Genomic DNA, 15,372 nt, shown 5'->3' with positions numbered 1-15,372 from the left:
CTCAATACGCATCGACATTGTCGATATGGAAATTGTAGAGGCGCCGGGCCGAGCCGTAGCGCTTGAACGTGCCGATATCGACGCTGCCCGAAAGCCCCGCCGCTTCCAGCTTCTCCGCCAGAAGCGCCTTGTGCTCGTCCCGCATCTCCTTCTCGATGCAGTCGGCGCCCAGACTCGCCACCGTGCCGCGCACGAACAGCTTTGCCTCATAAAGGCTGTCGCCCAGCGCCTCTCCGGCATCGCCGAAGACGATGAGGCTGCCGGCCTGCCCCATGAAGGCGCTCATATGGCCCACCGAGCCCTTCACGATGATGTCCACGCCCTTCATGGAGATGCCGCAGCGGGCGGAGGCATTGCCGTCGATGAGCAGCATACCCCCATGGGCGGTAGCGCCGGCCGCCTGGCTGGCATCGCCCTTCACATGGACGAAGCCACTCATCATGTTCTCGGCGACGCCCACCCCGGCATTGCCGTGGATGATGACGTTCGCCTGCTGGTTCATGCCGGCGCAGTAATAGCCCACATGCCCGTCCACCTCGATGGTGAGCGGCGCGTTGACGCCGGCCGCCAGAGCGTGGCGGCCATTGGGGTTCAGCACGCGCCAGCGGCGCGCATTGCTCTCGCCGGTGGCCTTGTGGAGCGCGGAATTCAACTCCCGCAGCGGCGCCTCGGCAAGGTCGAATGTGATGTCGGGGCTGACGGCGTTCATGCGGCGCGGTCCCAGAAATAGACGGTGGCGGGCTCGGGCTCGAAGACCTTGGCGTTCGCAATGCCCGGCAGGTCCACCAGCGCGCGGTATTCGGAGCCGAAGGCGACATAGCGCTCGGTCTCGGCCATGACGGCGGGCTTGCAGGCGATGGGATCGCGCAGCACGCCGAAGCCGCTCTCCGTGCCCACCACGAAGGTGAAGAAGCCGTCGAGGTCCTTCAGGCCTGTTTCCAGCGCCTCGCCCAGCGAAGCGCCCTGCTTCATCCGCCAGGTGAGATAGGCGGCCGCGACCTCGCTGTCATTGTCGGTGGCGAAGGCGAGGCCCTCGCGCTTCAGGTTCCGCCGCAGATCGTTGTGGTTGGAGAGCGAGCCGTTGTGCACGAGACATTGGTCGGCGCCGGTGGAGAAGGGGTGGGCGCCGGCGGTGGTCACCGCGCTCTCCGTGGCCATGCGGGTGTGGCCAATGCCGTGGGTGCCAGACATCTTCGGCAGGTCGAAGCGCACGGCGACGTCGCTCGGCAGACCCACTTCCTTGAAGATCTCCATGCGCGTGCCGGAGCCGACGATGGCGACGTCCGGATGGCGCGCGAGCGCCGCACGCACTTCCGCCTCATGGGCGGCCGGCACTTCCAAGATGGCGTGGCTCGCGCGCACCGAGACCTTGGGCGCGCCACCGGAGGCGAGCGAGATGGAATTGGCGAGGCTCTGGAAATCATAGCCCTCGGCGGCGCGCAAAGAGAGCTTCACATGGTCCCTGTCGCCGGTGCCGTAGATGGCGAAGCCGGCGCTGTCCGGGCCGCGATCGGTCATCACGCACAGCATGGAAGCGAGCATGGCGCCGAGCTCGGGCTCAAGCTTCGGGTCCTTCAGGAAGATACCGACAATGCCGCACATAAGGGCGCTCCGGGTGCCGGACTGGATCTGCCCGATAGGTACGCCGGGTCACTGGGTGCGTCAATGATCTGGGAATAAAATTTTCTTAGTAGGAAAAACTTACTTCCCTTCAGACGTCATCCCCGGGCTTGACCCGGGGATCTCCCGGGAGTCCGGTTGCACCCGGTCCTGCGGGAGATGGCCGGGTCAAGCCCGGCCATGACGGCGGGACAGCGATGCCTATCTGGCATCCCGCGCATAGACGATCACCGACAGATACGTCATCGGCCGCACGATCAGCTCCTCTGGCCCGTGCGCCGCGCCGGAATCGAACATGAGGGAATCGCCGGGCCGCAAATGGTAGGCGCGGTCGGCATGGCGATACATGACCTCGCCGGAGAGCATGTAGATGAACTCAACGCCCGCATGGCGGAACTCGGTATAGGGCACCGCCTCTTCGGTCAGCGTGATGAGATAGGGCTCCACCACGATGTCGCCGCCGAGCCCGTGGCCCAGCAACTCATATTGATGCCCCACCTTGGTCCCGCGCCGCTCGATGACCACGCCCTGGCCTGAGCGCACGAAAGAGCAGTCCCGCCGCTCCTCGAAAGCAGAGAAGAGCGTGGTGATGGGCACGTTCAGCGCCTTGGAGATGGCCTGGAGCGTGGCGAGGGAAGGGGAGATCTGCCCGTTCTCGATCTTGGACAGCATGCCCACCGAGATGCCGGCTGCGCCCGCGAGGTCCGAGACGGTGAGGTCGAGCTGCCGGCGGATGGAGCGGACCTGGACGCCGAGCGCATCCTCCAGTGTTCCGGCGCGGGCGGCGGGGGCGCCGGAGCCGGTGATGTACTCGGCCGGATCGCCGCTCTCCGCTGGTGCCGCCTTCGGTTTGCGCTCGGCCAAGTGCTTTCGCCTCTTCCTGCGTCCGGCCGTGCCGGTTTCTTCACAGGAAAAAGGTTATCGCCGTTCGGTCTTTGTGCAAAGCGAAACGAAGGCCGCGGCCTTACTCAGAGGCCGGCGAGGGCCTTCTGGTAATAGGAGAGGTCCACATAAGTCTCCACCGGGCCGGTGGGCTGGCCGGTCCAGTCGGTGCGGAGCTTCAGCACGTTCTTGAAGCCCTCGATGTCGAAGGCGGCGTCCTTGGTGAGGCCGGTCTTTGGATCGGCGACGATGGCATAGCCGGCGGCGGCCACGTCAGGCGGGAGCTTGAGGCCGTCCGCGAGGAGCGTCGTCGTCTCCTCCGCATTGGCCGGGTCGAGGCCCCAGCGCAGGCCCTCGATATAGGCCTGGAGATACCTCACCAGGGTGTCCTCATTCTCCTTCGCCCAGGTGCGCAGGACCATGCCGGCGGTCGCCTGATAGGGGCCGATCATCTTCACAATGGAGCCCGTGTCCTTCAGGCCCGCTTTGTCGGCGCGGATGGAGAAGGGCGGGTTGAGGGTGGAGGCCTTGTCCTCCTTGTCCTGCTCCATGGCTTCCAGGCGCTTGAAGGTAGCGCCCACGGGCTTCACGCCATAGTCGCCCTTGGCGAGGCCGTTGCGCTTCATCACCTCATAGACCTGGAAGGCATAAGCGGTGTTGAGCGCGTCCACGATCACCGTCTTGCCCTTGAGGTCGGCGATCGAGGCGATGTCGGGCTGGACATAGAAATGGTTGAAGCTGTCATCGCCGCCGATCACCGCCGCGATGTCCACCTTCGCCATGTCCGACATGGCGACCCCGTTGTCCACCGCCGTGTGGACGATCTGGTAGCGGCCCTCGGCGAGCCCGTTGCGCAGTTCATCGGAATTGGGGGCGATCTTCACGTCCACGACGAGGTTGCGCCTGGCGAAGAAGCCCTTCGCCTGCGCCGCGAACAACGGCAGGTTCTGCATCCCCTGGAACACCATCAGGTTCAGCCGGGTCTCCACCTGGGCGTGACCTGAAGTGCCTTCAAAGGCCGGGGAGGCAAGGGCCATAGGGGCAATCTGGGATTTGAGCACGATCGATCATCCTCCCGTGACTCTGAATTGGGGCCCGCTTCTAGCGTGGCTTCACAGGCGGCACCATAAGAAATCGATTTTTATAATGGTCGGAAATGCGGGAGCCTCCGGCCCTTCCCAAGCGTTATGGAGGTGAGGGCCGGGAAGAGGAGAGGCGCCTATGGGATTGCGCTGGCGCGATCAGGCGGGTGGAGTTTCGGCCGCATTGATCATCGGTATTATTTTTGGCGGCATCGTCGCGCTTGCGGTGGTGTGGTTCCTGGTGGGCGAGCGGGTCGGCGGGATGGGGGCGGGATAGCAGCGCTCAGTGGCCCGCCACCTTCTCCTCGCTGTCCTTCGCCAGCCGGTCGAGATGCATGCGGATGTGCGCTGCTTCCGCTGCCGTATTGGCCAAGGCGATGGCGCGGTCAAAGGCGGCACGGGCGTCCTCGCGGCGGCCGAGCTGGAGCAGGAGCCAGCCTTTCAGCCCGAAGAAATGGAAATAGCCGGAAAGCTGCGGGGCAAGGGGCTCTATCAAAGCGAGCGCCACTTCCGGCCCGCGCACCTTGGAGACGGCGACCGCCCGGTTAAGCGTGATGACGGGCGAGGGCTGGAAGCGCTCGAGCGCGCCGTAAAGGAGTTCGATCTGCGCCCAGTCCGTCTCGTCAGGCGTCCTGGCGCGGGCGTGGAGTGCCGCGATGGCCGCCTGGATCTGGTAGGGGCCGGGACGGCGGTGGCGCATGGCCTTGTCGATGAGCGCCAGCCCTTCCGTGATCATCTTGGCGTTCCAGAGGCCCCTGTCCTGGTCTTCCAGCAGGATGATCTCGCCGGCCTTGTCAAACCGGGCGGGCAGGCGCGCGTGCTGGAGCAGCATCAAGGCGGCGAGGCCGAACATTTCGGGCTCCGCCGGGAACAGGCGCAGCAGCAGGCGGGAGAGGCGGATGGCCTCGTCGCACAAGGGCGCGCGGGCCTCGGTCTCACTGCTGCCGGCGGAATAACCCTCGTTGAATATAAGGTAGATGACCGCCGCGACGGCCGCGAGCCGCTCCGCCCGCTCGATGGCCCCCGGCGCCTCGAACGGCACCTCGGCGCCGGCGATGCGGGCCTTGGCCCTGGTGATGCGCTGCTCCATGGCGCTCTCGCCCACCAGGAAGGCGCGGGCGATCTGCTTCACCGACAGGCCGCACACGATGCGCAGCGCCAGCGCCACCTGCTGGGTGGCCGGAAGTTCGGGGTGGCAGCAGATGAAGAGCAGGCGCAGGATGTCGTCGCGATAGTGGCCGTCATCCAGCCGTTCGGCCACCTGTGCTTCCGTGTCTTCGAGGTCGGAGAGCTTCTCCTCGTCCGGCAGTTCCACTTGGCGGGTGCGCCGCCGCGCGGCATCGAGCGCGGCGTTGCGGCCCACCAATATGAGCCAGGCGGCTGGGTCGCGCGGCGGGCCGTTCTTCGGCCAGTTGGAGAGGGCGCGAAGGCACGCGTCCTGGTACGCCTCCTCCGCCGTGTCGAGGTCCCGGAAATAGCGCAGCAGCGCGGCCACCACCTGGGGGCGGGCGGAGGTGAGCGCGGCGCTGATCCAGGCGACGTCGGTCACGCCCCCACGGCCTCCGCGGCCGGGGCGCCGAGCACGCCGGGGAACATCACCGAGATGGGACGGATCTCATAGGAGCCGCCGGGATTGGCGCGGCCCAGCTCGCGGGCGATGTCGAGGGCCTCTTCCAGGTCCTTGCAGTCCACCACGTAGAAGCCGAGGAACTGCTCCTTTGTCTCGGCGAACGGTCCGTCCAGCACCAGAGCCGGCTCGCTGTGCTTGCGCAGCGTGGTGGCGGTGGAGGTGGGCAGCAGCCGCGCCACGGGGCCGAGCTTGCCTTGCTTGATGAGCTTGTCCTGCACCACGGCGAGGCGGGCCATGACGGCATCGTCCTCTTCCTTGCTCCAGGCGCAGACCACGTCTTCGGAATGGTAGCAAAGTATGGCGTACTGCATGGATGCGCGCTCCTTGTCCGTTCTGAAGACGAACGAGTAACGCCAATGCCGACACCCCGTCGATGAAAAAGGTCAGAGGTCGAGCACCAGCCGGTCCTCGGCCGAGAAGGCGACGCAGGCCATCAGAGCATGCTGGCGCTCAGCGGGGGAGAGGACGCGGTCGCGATGCACCGGCCGGCCTTCCAGCCAGTCCACCCGGCAGGCGCCGCAGATGCCGCCGCAGCAGGAGTGGGGAATCTCGATGCCCGCATGGAGCAGCGCATCCAGCACGCTCACCGCGGGCCCCACATCCATCTCGCGGCCGGATCTGGCGAGCACGAGGCGGTAGGGCCGCGCATCCGGATCGGGTGGCAGCTCGGGCGCCACGAAGCGCTCCACATGGACGGCCTCGGGCGCCCAGTCCCGCGTCGCCTGCTCGAACGCCTCTGTCAAGGCGAGCGGCCCGCAGCAAGAGAGCGCCGTGCCGGTTGTGGCGGCGCCTAGCAGTGCGGAAAGATCGGGCCTGCGGGCTGTGGTGGTGTCGTAGAGCCGCGCATGGCCGGAGCGCAGGAAGGGTTCGAGCTCCGCCGCCAGGGGCGGCGGCCCGCGCGAGATCACATGAAGCTCGAAGTCGCCGCGCCCCTCACGCTGGAGCGATGCCGCCGCCGAGAGGAATGGCGTGACGCCGATGCCGCCGGCGACGAAGACATGCCGTCCGGCCGCGAGCGGCACGCCGCCGCGCGGCAGGGACACGCCGATCTCCATTCCCGCCGTCACGGTGTCGTGCAGCAGGATGGAGCCGCCCCGCCCATCCGCCTCGCGCTTCACCGCCACCACATAGCGGGTCTGCTCGGCGGGGTCGTTGCAGAGGGAGTAGGTGCGCAGGCTCCCGTCGGGAAGATGGAGGTCCACATGTCCGCCGGGCCTGAAGGGCGGCAGCTCCCAGCCGTCCGGGTCCTCCAGCACGAAGCGCTTCACGCCTGTGCCGGCAGCGGCGGCCTCCGCCACCCGCGTGCGGATCGCGCGCATCACGCGCTCCGCACCACGTCGCCCACACGCACCACGCCGCCCTCAAGGATGCGGCAATTGAGGCCGGAGCGGTTGATGAGCGGGTCGAAGATGGCCTTGCCGGTGATCTCCTCGATATGCCGGCAGGGGATGGAGAGGCGGGTCGCCTCCAGGAGCGTCGCGCCGAGCCAGAAGCGCCGGCCCACCAGATGGTTGAGCGGCACGCCCTCGGTGGTCACGTTGCGCCGGTGGTCCTGCGGGCCGAGCTCGATGCCGTGGTCGCGCTTCAGCGCCTCCAGGGTCTCGATCTCGAACAGGGTGATCTGGCGGCCGTCCTCCGGCTTCTGCGAATAGAAGCCCTCCTCCCGGCCGATCATATAGCGGTCGCCCTCGATCCCCTTGCCGGGGATGAGGGTGATTTCGGGCATGGCCCGCATGGGCAGGAAGGCCCGGGCGGTGATGTGCAGGTGGCGCACGATGCCGGTGAAGGCGAGGGCGGGCGCGTTGGGCGCCAGGGTTGCTTCGCTTGCAAGCATGGAGAACCTCGTGTGGGCGGTGAAACCGGCCCGGCGCGCGGCCGGGCCGGGGAGGGGATCAGGCCATTTCCTTCCGGGCCGTCTCCGGCGCCATGAAGGTTGCGAAGGTGGTGATGAGGGCGCAGCCGATGAGGTAGATCGAGATCGGCCAGGTGGCGCCGCCGCTCCACACCATGAGCGAGGCGGCGATGAAGGGGGTGAGCCCGCCCGATATGGCCGCGCCGATCTGGAAGCCCAGCGAGGCGCCGCTATAGCGCAGGCGGGCCGAGAACAGCTCCGAATAGAAGGGGGCACCCACCCCGAACATGACCATCTGCCCGAAGCTGATGGCCACCACCACGGTCGCGGCAACGATGACCGGGTCCTTGGTGTTGAGCAGCGCGAACATGGGGAAGGCGAAGCCCATGCAGAACAGGCAGCTCAGGTAGAACAGGGTCTTGCGGCCCCATTTGTCCGACAGCCAGCCGAACAGTGGGATCGAGAACAGCGCGATGAAGGAGGAGAGCATCACCCCGTTGAGGATGGTGCTGCGGGACATGCCCAGCGTCTGCGTCGCATAGGAGATGACGAACACGCCCGCGATGGAGGCATAGGAGATCTCGGCGATCTTCAGTCCCACCGCCGTGAAGAAGGCGCGGCGGTGGTGGGTGAAGATCTCCACGATGGGCATGGACGCCACTTCCTGCTTCGCCTTGATCTGGCGGAAAGCGGGCGTCTCCTCCAGGCGCAGACGGATGAACAGGCCGACGCCGATCAGCAGGATGGAGAGCAGGAACGGGATGCGCCATCCCCAGGAGAGGAAGTCGCTTTCCGGCAGCTGCGAGACCAAAGCGAAGATACCCAGCGCGCACAGATTGCCCACCGGATTGCCCACCTGGACGAGCGTTCCGAGGAAGCCGCGCTTCTGGGACGGGGCATTCTCCACCACCATCAGCACGGCGCCGCCCCATTCGCCGCCGAGGCCGATGCCCTGGAACAGGCGCAGCAGCACGAGGAGGATGGGCGCGGCGATGCCGATCTGCTCATAGGTGGGCAGGCAGCCGATGAGGAAGGTGCCGAGCCCCATGATGATGATGGTGGTGGCCAGCATGGCCTTGCGGCCGAGCTTGTCGCCGTAATGGCCGAAGATGGCGGCGCCGAGCGGGCGGGCGAGGAAGCCCACCGCATAGGTGCCGAAGGCGGCGATGGTGGCGAGGGCCGGGTCGATGGCCGGGAAGAACAGCTTGTTGAACACCAAAGCGGTCGCCACCGCATAGATCAGGAAGTCATACCATTCCACCGCCGTGCCGATGACGGACGACCAGACGATGCGGCGTAAGCTTGCGGTGCCGGCGGAGGCCGGCGACAGTGCCAATTGATCAGTGACAGCCATTGTTCAATCCCCATTGAAGCTCTGGATTTTTGGGTACGCGTCACCGCTCCCCGTCCGGCTTCTGCGTCCGGGCGTGGGTGCAATCGGGAATGTCCTTGGCGCGGCCGCAGCCGCTCGCGTCAGGCCGGAAGGGCGGCGATGACGGCGATCTCGACCTTGATGGCGGGGTTGGCGAGCCGGCTCTCGATGCAGGCGCGCGCGGGCGTGTCGCCGGGCGGCACCCAGGCGTCCCACACCGTGTTGAAGGCGCTGAAATCGGAAATGTCCGGCAGCCAGACGGTGGCGCTGAGGATCCGGGTCTTGTCTGTCCCGATCTCCGCTAGGATTGCGTCGATGGTCGCCAGAACGTCGGCCGCCTGCTCCTCGATGCCGCGGGAGAGGTCGTTCGGCACCTGGCCGGCGAGATAGGCGACGCCGTTATGGATGGCGGCTGCGCTGAGGCGGGGGCCGACCCCGATGCGGCGGATCATGACACGGCCTTCAGCAGAGCGGGGGTGCCGAGGGCGGCGGAGATCGTCCGGTCGAGATATTCGAGCCGGTCCTGGCCCCAGAACGCCTCGTCCCGGAAGAAATAGAACGGGGCGCCGAACATGCCGCGCTCGATGCCGCGGTTGGTGTTCTCGAAATAGCGCTTCTCCGCCGCCGGCTCCTTGGAACGCGCCAGGATCGCGGCGCCGTCGAGCCCGAGCCCGTCCGCGATGGCAACAAGGGTCGCCTCGTCCTCGATGTCGCGCTCCTCCGCCCACAAAGCGGTCATGACGGCGTGGATGAGGTCGTGCGGCGGGGTTCCCATCTGCTCGGCGGCGATGACGAAGCGGGAGGGGATCTCCACCGACTGGGTCATGTATTTCGGTTCGAGATTGATGGGCATGCCGAGAAGGTCGCGGAAGCGCCGCATCTCCAGCAGCCTATAGTCCTTCCGCTCCTTCGCGCGCAGCGGCAGCTTGATGCCGCCTGTGCGGGCATAAACGGCCCCGATATCGACGGGATAGTAGTTGATCTTCAGGCCATACCGCTCCGCCATCGCCTTGAGGCGCGGATTGCCGAAATAGGCCCAGTCGGAATTGATCCAGAAATAATAGTCGATGCTTTCGGACATGGGTTTCTCCTTGAAGCTCAGCGTTCGTTGAATTGTGGGGACCAGCGCAGCAGCCGCCGCTCGACCCGCTCGGCCAGGGAGACGAGGGCAATGCCCGCCACGCCGAGGACCGTGATGGCGGCGAACATCTCGCTGGCATTGAGGGTCGAGAGCGAGGAGACGATCAGGTAGCCCATCCCCGTGGTCGTCCCGACGAACTCGGCGATGACCACCCCCACCAGGGAGAAGGAGATGGCGTTGGGCAGCGCCGCGAAGGTCCAGGCCAGTGCGCTCGGCACCCGCACGCTCCACAGGATCTGCCGCGGCGAGGCGCCCAGCGTCCGGCAGAACTGGAGGATATGCTTCTCCACCGACAGGGAGCCCTTGAAGGTGTTGAAGAAGATGAGGAAGAAAACAACGAACCAGACCGTGACCACCTTCGCCAGCAGCCCGAGCCCGAACATCATGGTGATGAGCGGGACCATGGCGATGCGGGGCAGGGAGTTGAAGCAGACGATGAAAGGGTTCAGCGTCCGCGCGAGGATGGGGTTCTGGCTGAGCACGAGGCCGGCGGCGAAGCCGGTGATGCCCGCCACCGCAAGCCCCAGCAGCGTTGCGCCGAGGGTCGAGGCGAGGTGCGGGAACAGGAAGCCGGCCTGGGCGCCGAAGGTCCAGGACCACAATTGCTGGGCGATGAGCGAAGGGCGGCTGATGAAGAACGGGTCGAGGAAGGTGTTCTTGATCAAATAGGGCACCCGCGTCAGCCCTTCCCACAGGCCGAGGAAGACGGCGAGGAGGGCGAGCTGGTAGAGCCGCACGCGGGCGGTCTCGCTGAAGGAGAAGCGGCGCGCGCGCGCGGGGCGCGCGAGCGGCGCATCGAGGCTGTCCATGGTTTGGCTCATGCTGCGGCTCCGATCACGCTCTGCGTGCCGTCGGGCGTGCGTTGGTATTCGCGGCCCAGCACCGCCCATATGGCTTTGAGATGCTGGCCGAAGGCGTCGGTTTCCCGCACCACGTAGGGGTCTCGCGGATGGGGGATGTCGATGCGGTGGTCCAGCAGCACCCGGCTCGGCGGCCCCGACAGCACGATCACGCGGTCGGCCAGGGCCACCGCCTCGTCGAGGTCGTGGGTGACCATGACGATGGTCTGGCCGAGCTGCCGCCAGATGTCGTGCAACTCGCGGTGCAGGTTGATCTTGGTGTGGGAATCGAGCGCGCCGAAGGGCTCGTCCAGCAGCAGCACGCGGGGATCGCAGGCGAGCGTCATCAGCAGTGCGGTGCGCTGCCTCATGCCGCCGGAGATCTGATACGGGAAGTAGCCTGCATAGGGCTCCAGATTGGCGAGCTTCAGCAGGCTCCTGACCTTCTCGGCGATGCGGCCGGGCGGGACGCGCGCGAAGCGCAGGCCGAGGCCGACATTCTGCTCCACGGTGAGCCAGGGCAGCACCGTGTCCTTCTGGAACAGGTAGCCGAGCCCCTGGGGAACGGCCCCCGACTCGACCGCCGCGCCATCGACGGTGATGCTCCCGGCGGTCGCCGGCTGGAAGCCGGCGATCATGTTGAGCAAGGTGCTCTTGCCGCACCCGGACGGCCCGACCACGCAGACGAACTCGCCCTGCGCGATGTCGAGGGAGACGCTGCCGATGGCGGTGTGACGGGTCGTCCTGGAGCTGTAGGTCTTGCCCACCCCGTCAAGGCGGATCATGACGCGCATCAGGCCTTCCCCCGCGCCTTAAGGACGAAGGAATTGTCCACGAGGTCGCTAAACTTGGCGCGCGCGGTCAATTCCGCCGTGGGATACATGCGGCCGTCGCCCATCGCCGAGATGAGGTCGCCATATGCCTGCGCCGTATAGGTGTTCTCGTAATTCCAGGTGGATTTGAACTTCTTCACGGCGCTCACGAGGGCAGGAAGCGGCGTGTTGGGCAGGAAATCCGCCTTCACCATCTCCGCGATCTCCTCGTTGGAAGCGGACTTCAGGTAGTCCATTCCCTTGACGAGGCCCGTGACGAGCTTCTGGACCTCGCCGCGCTTCTCCTCCACCGTGTCCTTGAGCACGTAGACGCCAACGCCGGGAAGGTCGCCCTTGAAGGCGGAGTTCCAGTCGGCATCGTCATAGGCGCGGAAGATGGGTACCCCCCAGCCCTCCGCCTCCGCGGCATCGAGCATGGAGTAGGAGGCGATGCAGCCGTCCACCGAGCCGGCCTTCACGGCGCCAAGCATGGTGGTCAAGTCGCCCAAGGGACGGAAATCCACCTTGCCCTTCAGCCCGGCGGCTTCGGTGATGACGACGCCGAGCAGCCAGGTCAGCGCTTGCGGCTGGGTCACGCCGATCTTCTTGCCCGCGAGATCCTTCACGCTCCGCACGCCGGATTCATAGACCGCCTTGTTGACGATGATGTTCGCGAGCCCCGGCCGCCGGTCGAACGAGCACACGAGCACGGACGGCTTGCCCGCCATGGTGAGGGCGATGGAGTCGCTGGATCCGGTGCAGGTGGCGAAGATCTGCCCGGCGGAGAGCATCTGCTTGCTGCGCGGCCCGCTCTGGGAATTCAGGTGCTCCACATTGAGGCCTGCCTCGGCGAAGTAGCCCTTCTTCAGGGCCGCGTAGATGGCGGCATAGCTGACGTCGAGGCTCGCTACGCCGAAGGTGACGCTTTCCGCCGCGCTGAGGCGACCGGGGAAGGCGGCGGCGCCGAGGCCGATGGCTGCCGCGCCGAGGAAGGACCGGCGGTTCATGTGCGGGCCGAACATGGTGGAGGTTCCCCTGTTTTCTGGGCGCTATGGGCGCGGAAGAAGGCCAGGGAGATCGAAACAAGTTTACTGACAGAAATCAATAGCCCGATTTGAAGGCGGTTCCAGCCACTGCCTAATCAATGGGCGATAGAGTGAGGAGTGACCATGTTTTCTGCGGCTTTTGGCGCCCCTGCACAAACTTGGGAGGGTAGGCGGTGAAAATTTCCTCAAGTAAACTTGCAAGGCCGTGCATGTTCTCGAACCCACGCCTCACGCAGGCAGGATCGTGAACGGCGAGGGTGTGAGCGCGCCGTATTGTGACGGACTTGAAACGTGCGCTTGGGATATAGGATGACCGCAAAGGCAGGTTTCGGTCCGCGCCGCTGACGAGAAGGGAAAGTTCTGTGCTCGATATGTCCAGGGCGGATCGTCTCGGCCCCAATCTCCGGGTTCTCCGGCTGGAAAGAAGTCTCACACTCGACAAGCTCGCCACCCAGAGCGACCTCACGCGCGGCTATCTCTCGCTTGTGGAGCGGGGCCTCAAGACGCCCTCCATCGCCGCGCTGCTGCGCCTCGCCGAGGCGCTCGGCGTCAATGTCGCGCAATTGTTCGACCTCAATGCCGCGCCCGCTCCCTCGCAATATACGTTGCATCGCCGTGGGGAGGGGCCGCTGCCCCAGCCGGACGGCACGTTCGGCCTCCTCCCGCTGGCCCCGGGGCGCTCACGCAAGATGATGGAACCCTTCCTCATGATGCCGGCCACCAAGCCGGTCATGACCAAGGACCCCCGCTGGGCCCATGGCGGCGAGGAATTGCTGTTCGTGGTGAGCGGGAAGATCGCCGTGAAGCTCGGCGCCGACGAATTGGTGATGGAGCGCGGCGACTGCCTCTATTTCCCCGGCGAGATCAAGCACGAGGTCCGCAGCATCGGCCGGCAGAAGGCGGAAGTGCTGGTGGTGATCGCGCTTCCGGCGGAGGAAGAGCGGCACTAAGCCTTGAAATCCTTGCGTTAGGGAAGGTCGGCGGCGCCCGCCGCCCTGCGTTGCACATCCTTCATGGTCGGCTCATAGAAGAGGCAAGTTTTGCCGCAATGGGCTCGGCGGGGAAAAGCAATGCGTCGTCCTTTCTATAAAATCCTCTACGTCCAGGTCCTGTTCGCGGTGGTGCTGGGCGTGCTGCTCGGCACCTTCTTCCCCCATCTCGGCGAAGCCATGAAGCCGCTCGGCGACGGCTTCATCAAGCTGGTGAAGATGATCATCGCCCCCGTGGTGTTCTGCACCGTCGTGGTGGGCATCGCCGCCATGGGCGATGTGAAGAAGGTCGGCCGCATCGGGGGCAAGGCGCTCATCTATTTCGAGGTGGTGTCCACCTTCGCGCTGGTCATCGGCCTCATCGTGGGCAAGGTCGTGCAGCCGGGCGCGGGCTTCAACGTGGATCCGGCCAGCCTCGATCCCAAGGCCATCACCGCCTTCACCAATCAGGCGGCGCACGCCTCCTTCATGGATTTCGTCCTCCACATCATTCCCGAGACCCTGGTGGGGGCGCTCGCCACGGGCGAGATCCTGCAGGTGCTGTTCGTCGCCATCCTCACCGGCTTCGCGCTGACCGCCATGGGGAAGGCGGGCGAGCCCATCCTCAACGGCATCCGCGCCGTGGAGAAGCTGGTGTTCGGCATCGTCGCCATCGTCATGAAAGCCGCGCCGGTGGGCGCGTTCGGCGCCATGGCCTTCACCATCGGCGCCTATGGCCTCGCCTCCATAGGCAACCTGCTGGAGCTGATCGCCACCTTCTATTTCACGGCCATCCTGTTCGTGGTGCTGGTGCTTGGCCTCATCGCGCGCGTCGTGGGCTTCAACATCTTCAAGCTCATCCGCTTCATCCGCGAGGAGCTGCTGATCGTGCTGGGCACGTCCTCCTCCGAAAGCGCCCTGCCGGCGCTGATGCGCAAGCTGGAGGCGGCGGGGGCGCCGAAGTCCGTGGTCTCGCTGGTGGTGCCCACCGGCTATTCCTTCAACCTCGACGGCACCAACCTCTATATGACCCTGGCGACCCTATTCATCGCGCAGGCCACCAACACGCACCTCACCCTTGAGCACGAGCTGATCATCCTGGGCGTGGCCATGCTCACCTCCAAGGGCGCGGCGGCGGTGACCGGCGGCGGCTTCATCACGCTCGCGGCGACGCTGGCGGTGGTGCCGGAAATCCCCGTGGCGGGCATGGCCCTGATCCTGGGCGTCGACCGCTTCATGTCCGAGTGCCGCTCGCTCACCAACTTCATCGGCAATGCGGTGGCGACCCTGGTGGTGGCGCGCTGGGAGGGCGAACTGGACCTCGACCGCCTGCATGCGGTGCTGGACGGCGAGATCGACGTGGATGCGCCCGAGCCGGCTCCCGCCCGCGCCTGACGGCGGGCGCTTGAGCCCCGGGGACTGCTAGAGCGTTTCATGTTTAAACGGTGCCCCTGCGCCGCTCCTCTCCCCTCGCGGGACCGGTTTTCACCTCTCCCCGAGGGGGAGAGGTCGACGCCGCAGGCGGCGGGTGAGGGGGCTCCGGCGGTTCAGGATTGGAGAGGGTGGTTCCCCCTCACCCCAGCCCTCTCCCCCTCGGGGAGAGGGGGCACGGCGCCTGCTTTCAGGCCGTCCAACCGCTCTAAATATCGGTTTCGCCGCCCTTCCAGCGCTCCGCCGCCTGATCGTCCGTCTCTTTCGCGGCCACCCAGCCTCCCTCACCGGCGCGCTCTTCCTTCTTCCAGAAGGGGGCGCTGGTCTTCAGCCAGTCCATGAGGAAGGCGGCAGCGGAGAAGGCGGCTTCGCGGTGGGAGGAAGAGGTGACGACGAGCACGATCTGCTCGCCCGGCGCGATGCGCCCATAGCGATGGACGATGCGCGCGCCCAAAAGCGGCCAGCGCGCGCGGGCCTCTTTCATGAGGCGCTCCATCTCGGCCTCAGCCATGCCGGGATAATGCTCCAGCACCAATGCCGAGAGGGGGGCGTTGCCCCCGCCTTCATGCTTGTCGGCCCGGCAGAGGCCGGAGAAGGAGACCACCGCGCCCACATCCCCGTCACCGGACAAGGCAGCGATCTCGGTGGCGGTGTCGAACGGCTCCGCCTGGACCCGCACGGTGAAGGACGCGCCCAC

At 66.3% G+C, this 15,372-nt stretch carries 18 protein-coding genes; 3 read left to right on the top strand and 15 right to left on the bottom strand.

What is annotated here, in order from left to right; translation table 11 throughout:
* Position 1 precedes the first annotated feature (1 nt).
* From ABLE91_RS16470 to ABLE91_RS16455, 4 genes are all read right to left on the bottom strand, one after another.
* Entirely contained in the window at positions 2-709 is a 708-nt protein-coding gene (locus ABLE91_RS16470; RefSeq protein ID WP_348932380.1) for a protein glxC, read from the bottom strand.
* Positions 706-1,602, bottom strand: a complete 897-nt coding sequence (locus ABLE91_RS16465) for a class II glutamine amidotransferase (protein WP_348932379.1) — start codon at positions 1,600-1,602, stop codon at positions 706-708. Before ABLE91_RS16465 ends, ABLE91_RS16470 begins: the two co-directional genes overlap by 4 nt.
* A gap of 219 nt (positions 1,603-1,821) precedes the next feature.
* On the bottom strand, positions 1,822-2,484 hold the full coding sequence (locus tag ABLE91_RS16460) for a helix-turn-helix domain-containing protein (RefSeq protein WP_348932376.1): 663 nt from the start codon (positions 2,482-2,484) through the stop codon (positions 1,822-1,824).
* Positions 2,485-2,588: 104 nt separating this feature from the next.
* Positions 2,589-3,539 (bottom strand): ABC transporter substrate-binding protein, encoded by a 951-nt coding sequence (locus ABLE91_RS16455; RefSeq protein ID WP_348932375.1) that lies wholly within the window; start codon positions 3,537-3,539, stop codon positions 2,589-2,591.
* A gap of 184 nt (positions 3,540-3,723) precedes the next feature.
* Between ABLE91_RS16455 and ABLE91_RS16450 the strand changes: the two genes are divergently transcribed.
* Positions 3,724-3,861 carry a hypothetical protein gene (locus ABLE91_RS16450; RefSeq protein WP_348932373.1) on the top strand — a complete coding sequence of 46 codons (138 nt, stop codon included), beginning with the start codon at positions 3,724-3,726 and terminating at the stop codon, positions 3,859-3,861.
* Positions 3,862-3,867: 6 nt separating this feature from the next.
* Here the strand turns inward: ABLE91_RS16450 and ABLE91_RS16445 are convergent, their stop codons facing one another.
* The 10 genes from ABLE91_RS16445 to ABLE91_RS16400 form a co-directional block, all read right to left on the bottom strand.
* Entirely contained in the window at positions 3,868-5,133 is a 1,266-nt protein-coding gene (locus ABLE91_RS16445; RefSeq protein WP_348932371.1) for an RNA polymerase sigma factor, read from the bottom strand.
* The gene (locus ABLE91_RS16440; protein WP_348932369.1) at positions 5,130-5,525 is read right to left on the bottom strand and encodes a YciI family protein; all 396 of its coding nucleotides are present in this window, start codon (positions 5,523-5,525) and stop codon (positions 5,130-5,132) included. Before ABLE91_RS16440 ends, ABLE91_RS16445 begins: the two co-directional genes overlap by 4 nt.
* Positions 5,526-5,597: 72 nt before the next feature.
* Positions 5,598-6,533: a PDR/VanB family oxidoreductase gene (locus ABLE91_RS16435; protein ID WP_348932368.1), complete on the bottom strand. Its 936-nt coding sequence runs from the start codon at positions 6,531-6,533 to the stop codon at positions 5,598-5,600.
* On the bottom strand, positions 6,533-7,048 hold the full coding sequence (locus ABLE91_RS16430) for an MOSC domain-containing protein (protein WP_348932366.1): 516 nt from the start codon (positions 7,046-7,048) through the stop codon (positions 6,533-6,535). Before ABLE91_RS16430 ends, ABLE91_RS16435 begins: the two co-directional genes overlap by 1 nt.
* A 58-nt stretch (positions 7,049-7,106) precedes the next feature.
* Positions 7,107-8,420, bottom strand: a complete 1,314-nt coding sequence (locus ABLE91_RS16425; protein ID WP_348932364.1) for an MFS transporter — start codon at positions 8,418-8,420, stop codon at positions 7,107-7,109.
* Between the two features lie 119 nt (positions 8,421-8,539).
* A complete protein-coding gene (locus tag ABLE91_RS16420) occupies positions 8,540-8,890 on the bottom strand; it encodes a RidA family protein (protein WP_348932362.1) in 351 nt (116 codons plus the stop codon).
* On the bottom strand, positions 8,887-9,519 hold the full coding sequence (locus ABLE91_RS16415) for a 2-hydroxychromene-2-carboxylate isomerase (RefSeq protein WP_348932360.1): 633 nt from the start codon (positions 9,517-9,519) through the stop codon (positions 8,887-8,889). The genes ABLE91_RS16420 and ABLE91_RS16415 overlap by 4 nt, the downstream gene beginning before the upstream one ends.
* Positions 9,520-9,536: 17 nt before the next feature.
* On the bottom strand, positions 9,537-10,400 hold the full coding sequence (locus ABLE91_RS16410; protein WP_348932359.1) for an ABC transporter permease: 864 nt from the start codon (positions 10,398-10,400) through the stop codon (positions 9,537-9,539).
* The gene (locus ABLE91_RS16405) at positions 10,397-11,212 is read right to left on the bottom strand and encodes an ABC transporter ATP-binding protein (protein WP_348932356.1); all 816 of its coding nucleotides are present in this window, start codon (positions 11,210-11,212) and stop codon (positions 10,397-10,399) included. Before ABLE91_RS16405 ends, ABLE91_RS16410 begins: the two co-directional genes overlap by 4 nt.
* Positions 11,212-12,252 (bottom strand): ABC transporter substrate-binding protein, encoded by a 1,041-nt coding sequence (locus ABLE91_RS16400; protein ID WP_348932354.1) that lies wholly within the window; start codon positions 12,250-12,252, stop codon positions 11,212-11,214. Before ABLE91_RS16400 ends, ABLE91_RS16405 begins: the two co-directional genes overlap by 1 nt.
* A gap of 395 nt (positions 12,253-12,647) precedes the next feature.
* On the opposite strand from ABLE91_RS16400, the gene ABLE91_RS16395 reads away from it, so the two are divergent.
* Together ABLE91_RS16395 and ABLE91_RS16390 are read left to right on the top strand one after the other, a co-directional pair.
* Positions 12,648-13,226, top strand: a complete 579-nt coding sequence (locus ABLE91_RS16395) for a helix-turn-helix domain-containing protein (protein WP_348932352.1) — start codon at positions 12,648-12,650, stop codon at positions 13,224-13,226.
* 120 nt (positions 13,227-13,346) lie between these two features.
* Positions 13,347-14,639: a dicarboxylate/amino acid:cation symporter gene (locus ABLE91_RS16390; RefSeq protein ID WP_348932350.1), complete on the top strand. Its 1,293-nt coding sequence runs from the start codon at positions 13,347-13,349 to the stop codon at positions 14,637-14,639.
* A gap of 244 nt (positions 14,640-14,883) precedes the next feature.
* Here ABLE91_RS16390 and ABLE91_RS16385 read toward each other — a convergent pair whose 3' ends face one another.
* Positions 14,884-15,372: a molybdenum cofactor biosynthesis protein MoaE gene (locus ABLE91_RS16385; RefSeq protein WP_348932348.1), complete on the bottom strand. Its 489-nt coding sequence runs from the start codon at positions 15,370-15,372 to the stop codon at positions 14,884-14,886.

Source organism: Aquabacter albus (assembly GCF_040049275.1).
In the GTDB taxonomy this organism is placed as follows: Bacteria; Pseudomonadota; Alphaproteobacteria; order Rhizobiales; family Xanthobacteraceae; genus Aquabacter.
The sequence above is the reverse complement of the archived record's forward strand: the minus strand, read 5'-3'. Positions and strand labels throughout refer to the sequence as shown.

Excerpts from the sequence above, each read along its gene's own strand:
- ABLE91_RS16470 (WP_348932380.1), bottom strand. The coding sequence starts at position 709 with ATGAACGCCGTCAGCCCCGACATCACATTCGACCTTGCCGAGGCGCCG.
- ABLE91_RS16465 (WP_348932379.1), bottom strand. The coding sequence starts at position 1,602 with ATGTGCGGCATTGTCGGTATCTTCCTGAAGGACCCGAAGCTTGAGCCC.
- ABLE91_RS16455 (WP_348932375.1), bottom strand. The coding sequence starts at position 3,539 with ATGGCCCTTGCCTCCCCGGCCTTTGAAGGCACTTCAGGTCACGCCCAG.
- ABLE91_RS16450 (WP_348932373.1), top strand. The coding sequence starts at position 3,724 with ATGGGATTGCGCTGGCGCGATCAGGCGGGTGGAGTTTCGGCCGCATTG.
- ABLE91_RS16440 (WP_348932369.1), bottom strand. The coding sequence starts at position 5,525 with ATGCAGTACGCCATACTTTGCTACCATTCCGAAGACGTGGTCTGCGCC.
- ABLE91_RS16435 (WP_348932368.1), bottom strand. The coding sequence starts at position 6,533 with ATGCGCGCGATCCGCACGCGGGTGGCGGAGGCCGCCGCTGCCGGCACA.
- ABLE91_RS16430 (WP_348932366.1), bottom strand. The coding sequence starts at position 7,048 with ATGCTTGCAAGCGAAGCAACCCTGGCGCCCAACGCGCCCGCCCTCGCC.
- ABLE91_RS16425 (WP_348932364.1), bottom strand. The coding sequence starts at position 8,420 with ATGGCTGTCACTGATCAATTGGCACTGTCGCCGGCCTCCGCCGGCACC.
- ABLE91_RS16420 (WP_348932362.1), bottom strand. The coding sequence starts at position 8,890 with ATGATCCGCCGCATCGGGGTCGGCCCCCGCCTCAGCGCAGCCGCCATC.
- ABLE91_RS16415 (WP_348932360.1), bottom strand. The coding sequence starts at position 9,519 with ATGTCCGAAAGCATCGACTATTATTTCTGGATCAATTCCGACTGGGCC.
- ABLE91_RS16410 (WP_348932359.1), bottom strand. The coding sequence starts at position 10,400 with ATGAGCCAAACCATGGACAGCCTCGATGCGCCGCTCGCGCGCCCCGCG.
- ABLE91_RS16405 (WP_348932356.1), bottom strand. The coding sequence starts at position 11,212 with ATGCGCGTCATGATCCGCCTTGACGGGGTGGGCAAGACCTACAGCTCC.
- ABLE91_RS16400 (WP_348932354.1), bottom strand. The coding sequence starts at position 12,252 with ATGTTCGGCCCGCACATGAACCGCCGGTCCTTCCTCGGCGCGGCAGCC.
- ABLE91_RS16395 (WP_348932352.1), top strand. The coding sequence starts at position 12,648 with ATGTCCAGGGCGGATCGTCTCGGCCCCAATCTCCGGGTTCTCCGGCTG.
- ABLE91_RS16390 (WP_348932350.1), top strand. The coding sequence starts at position 13,347 with ATGCGTCGTCCTTTCTATAAAATCCTCTACGTCCAGGTCCTGTTCGCG.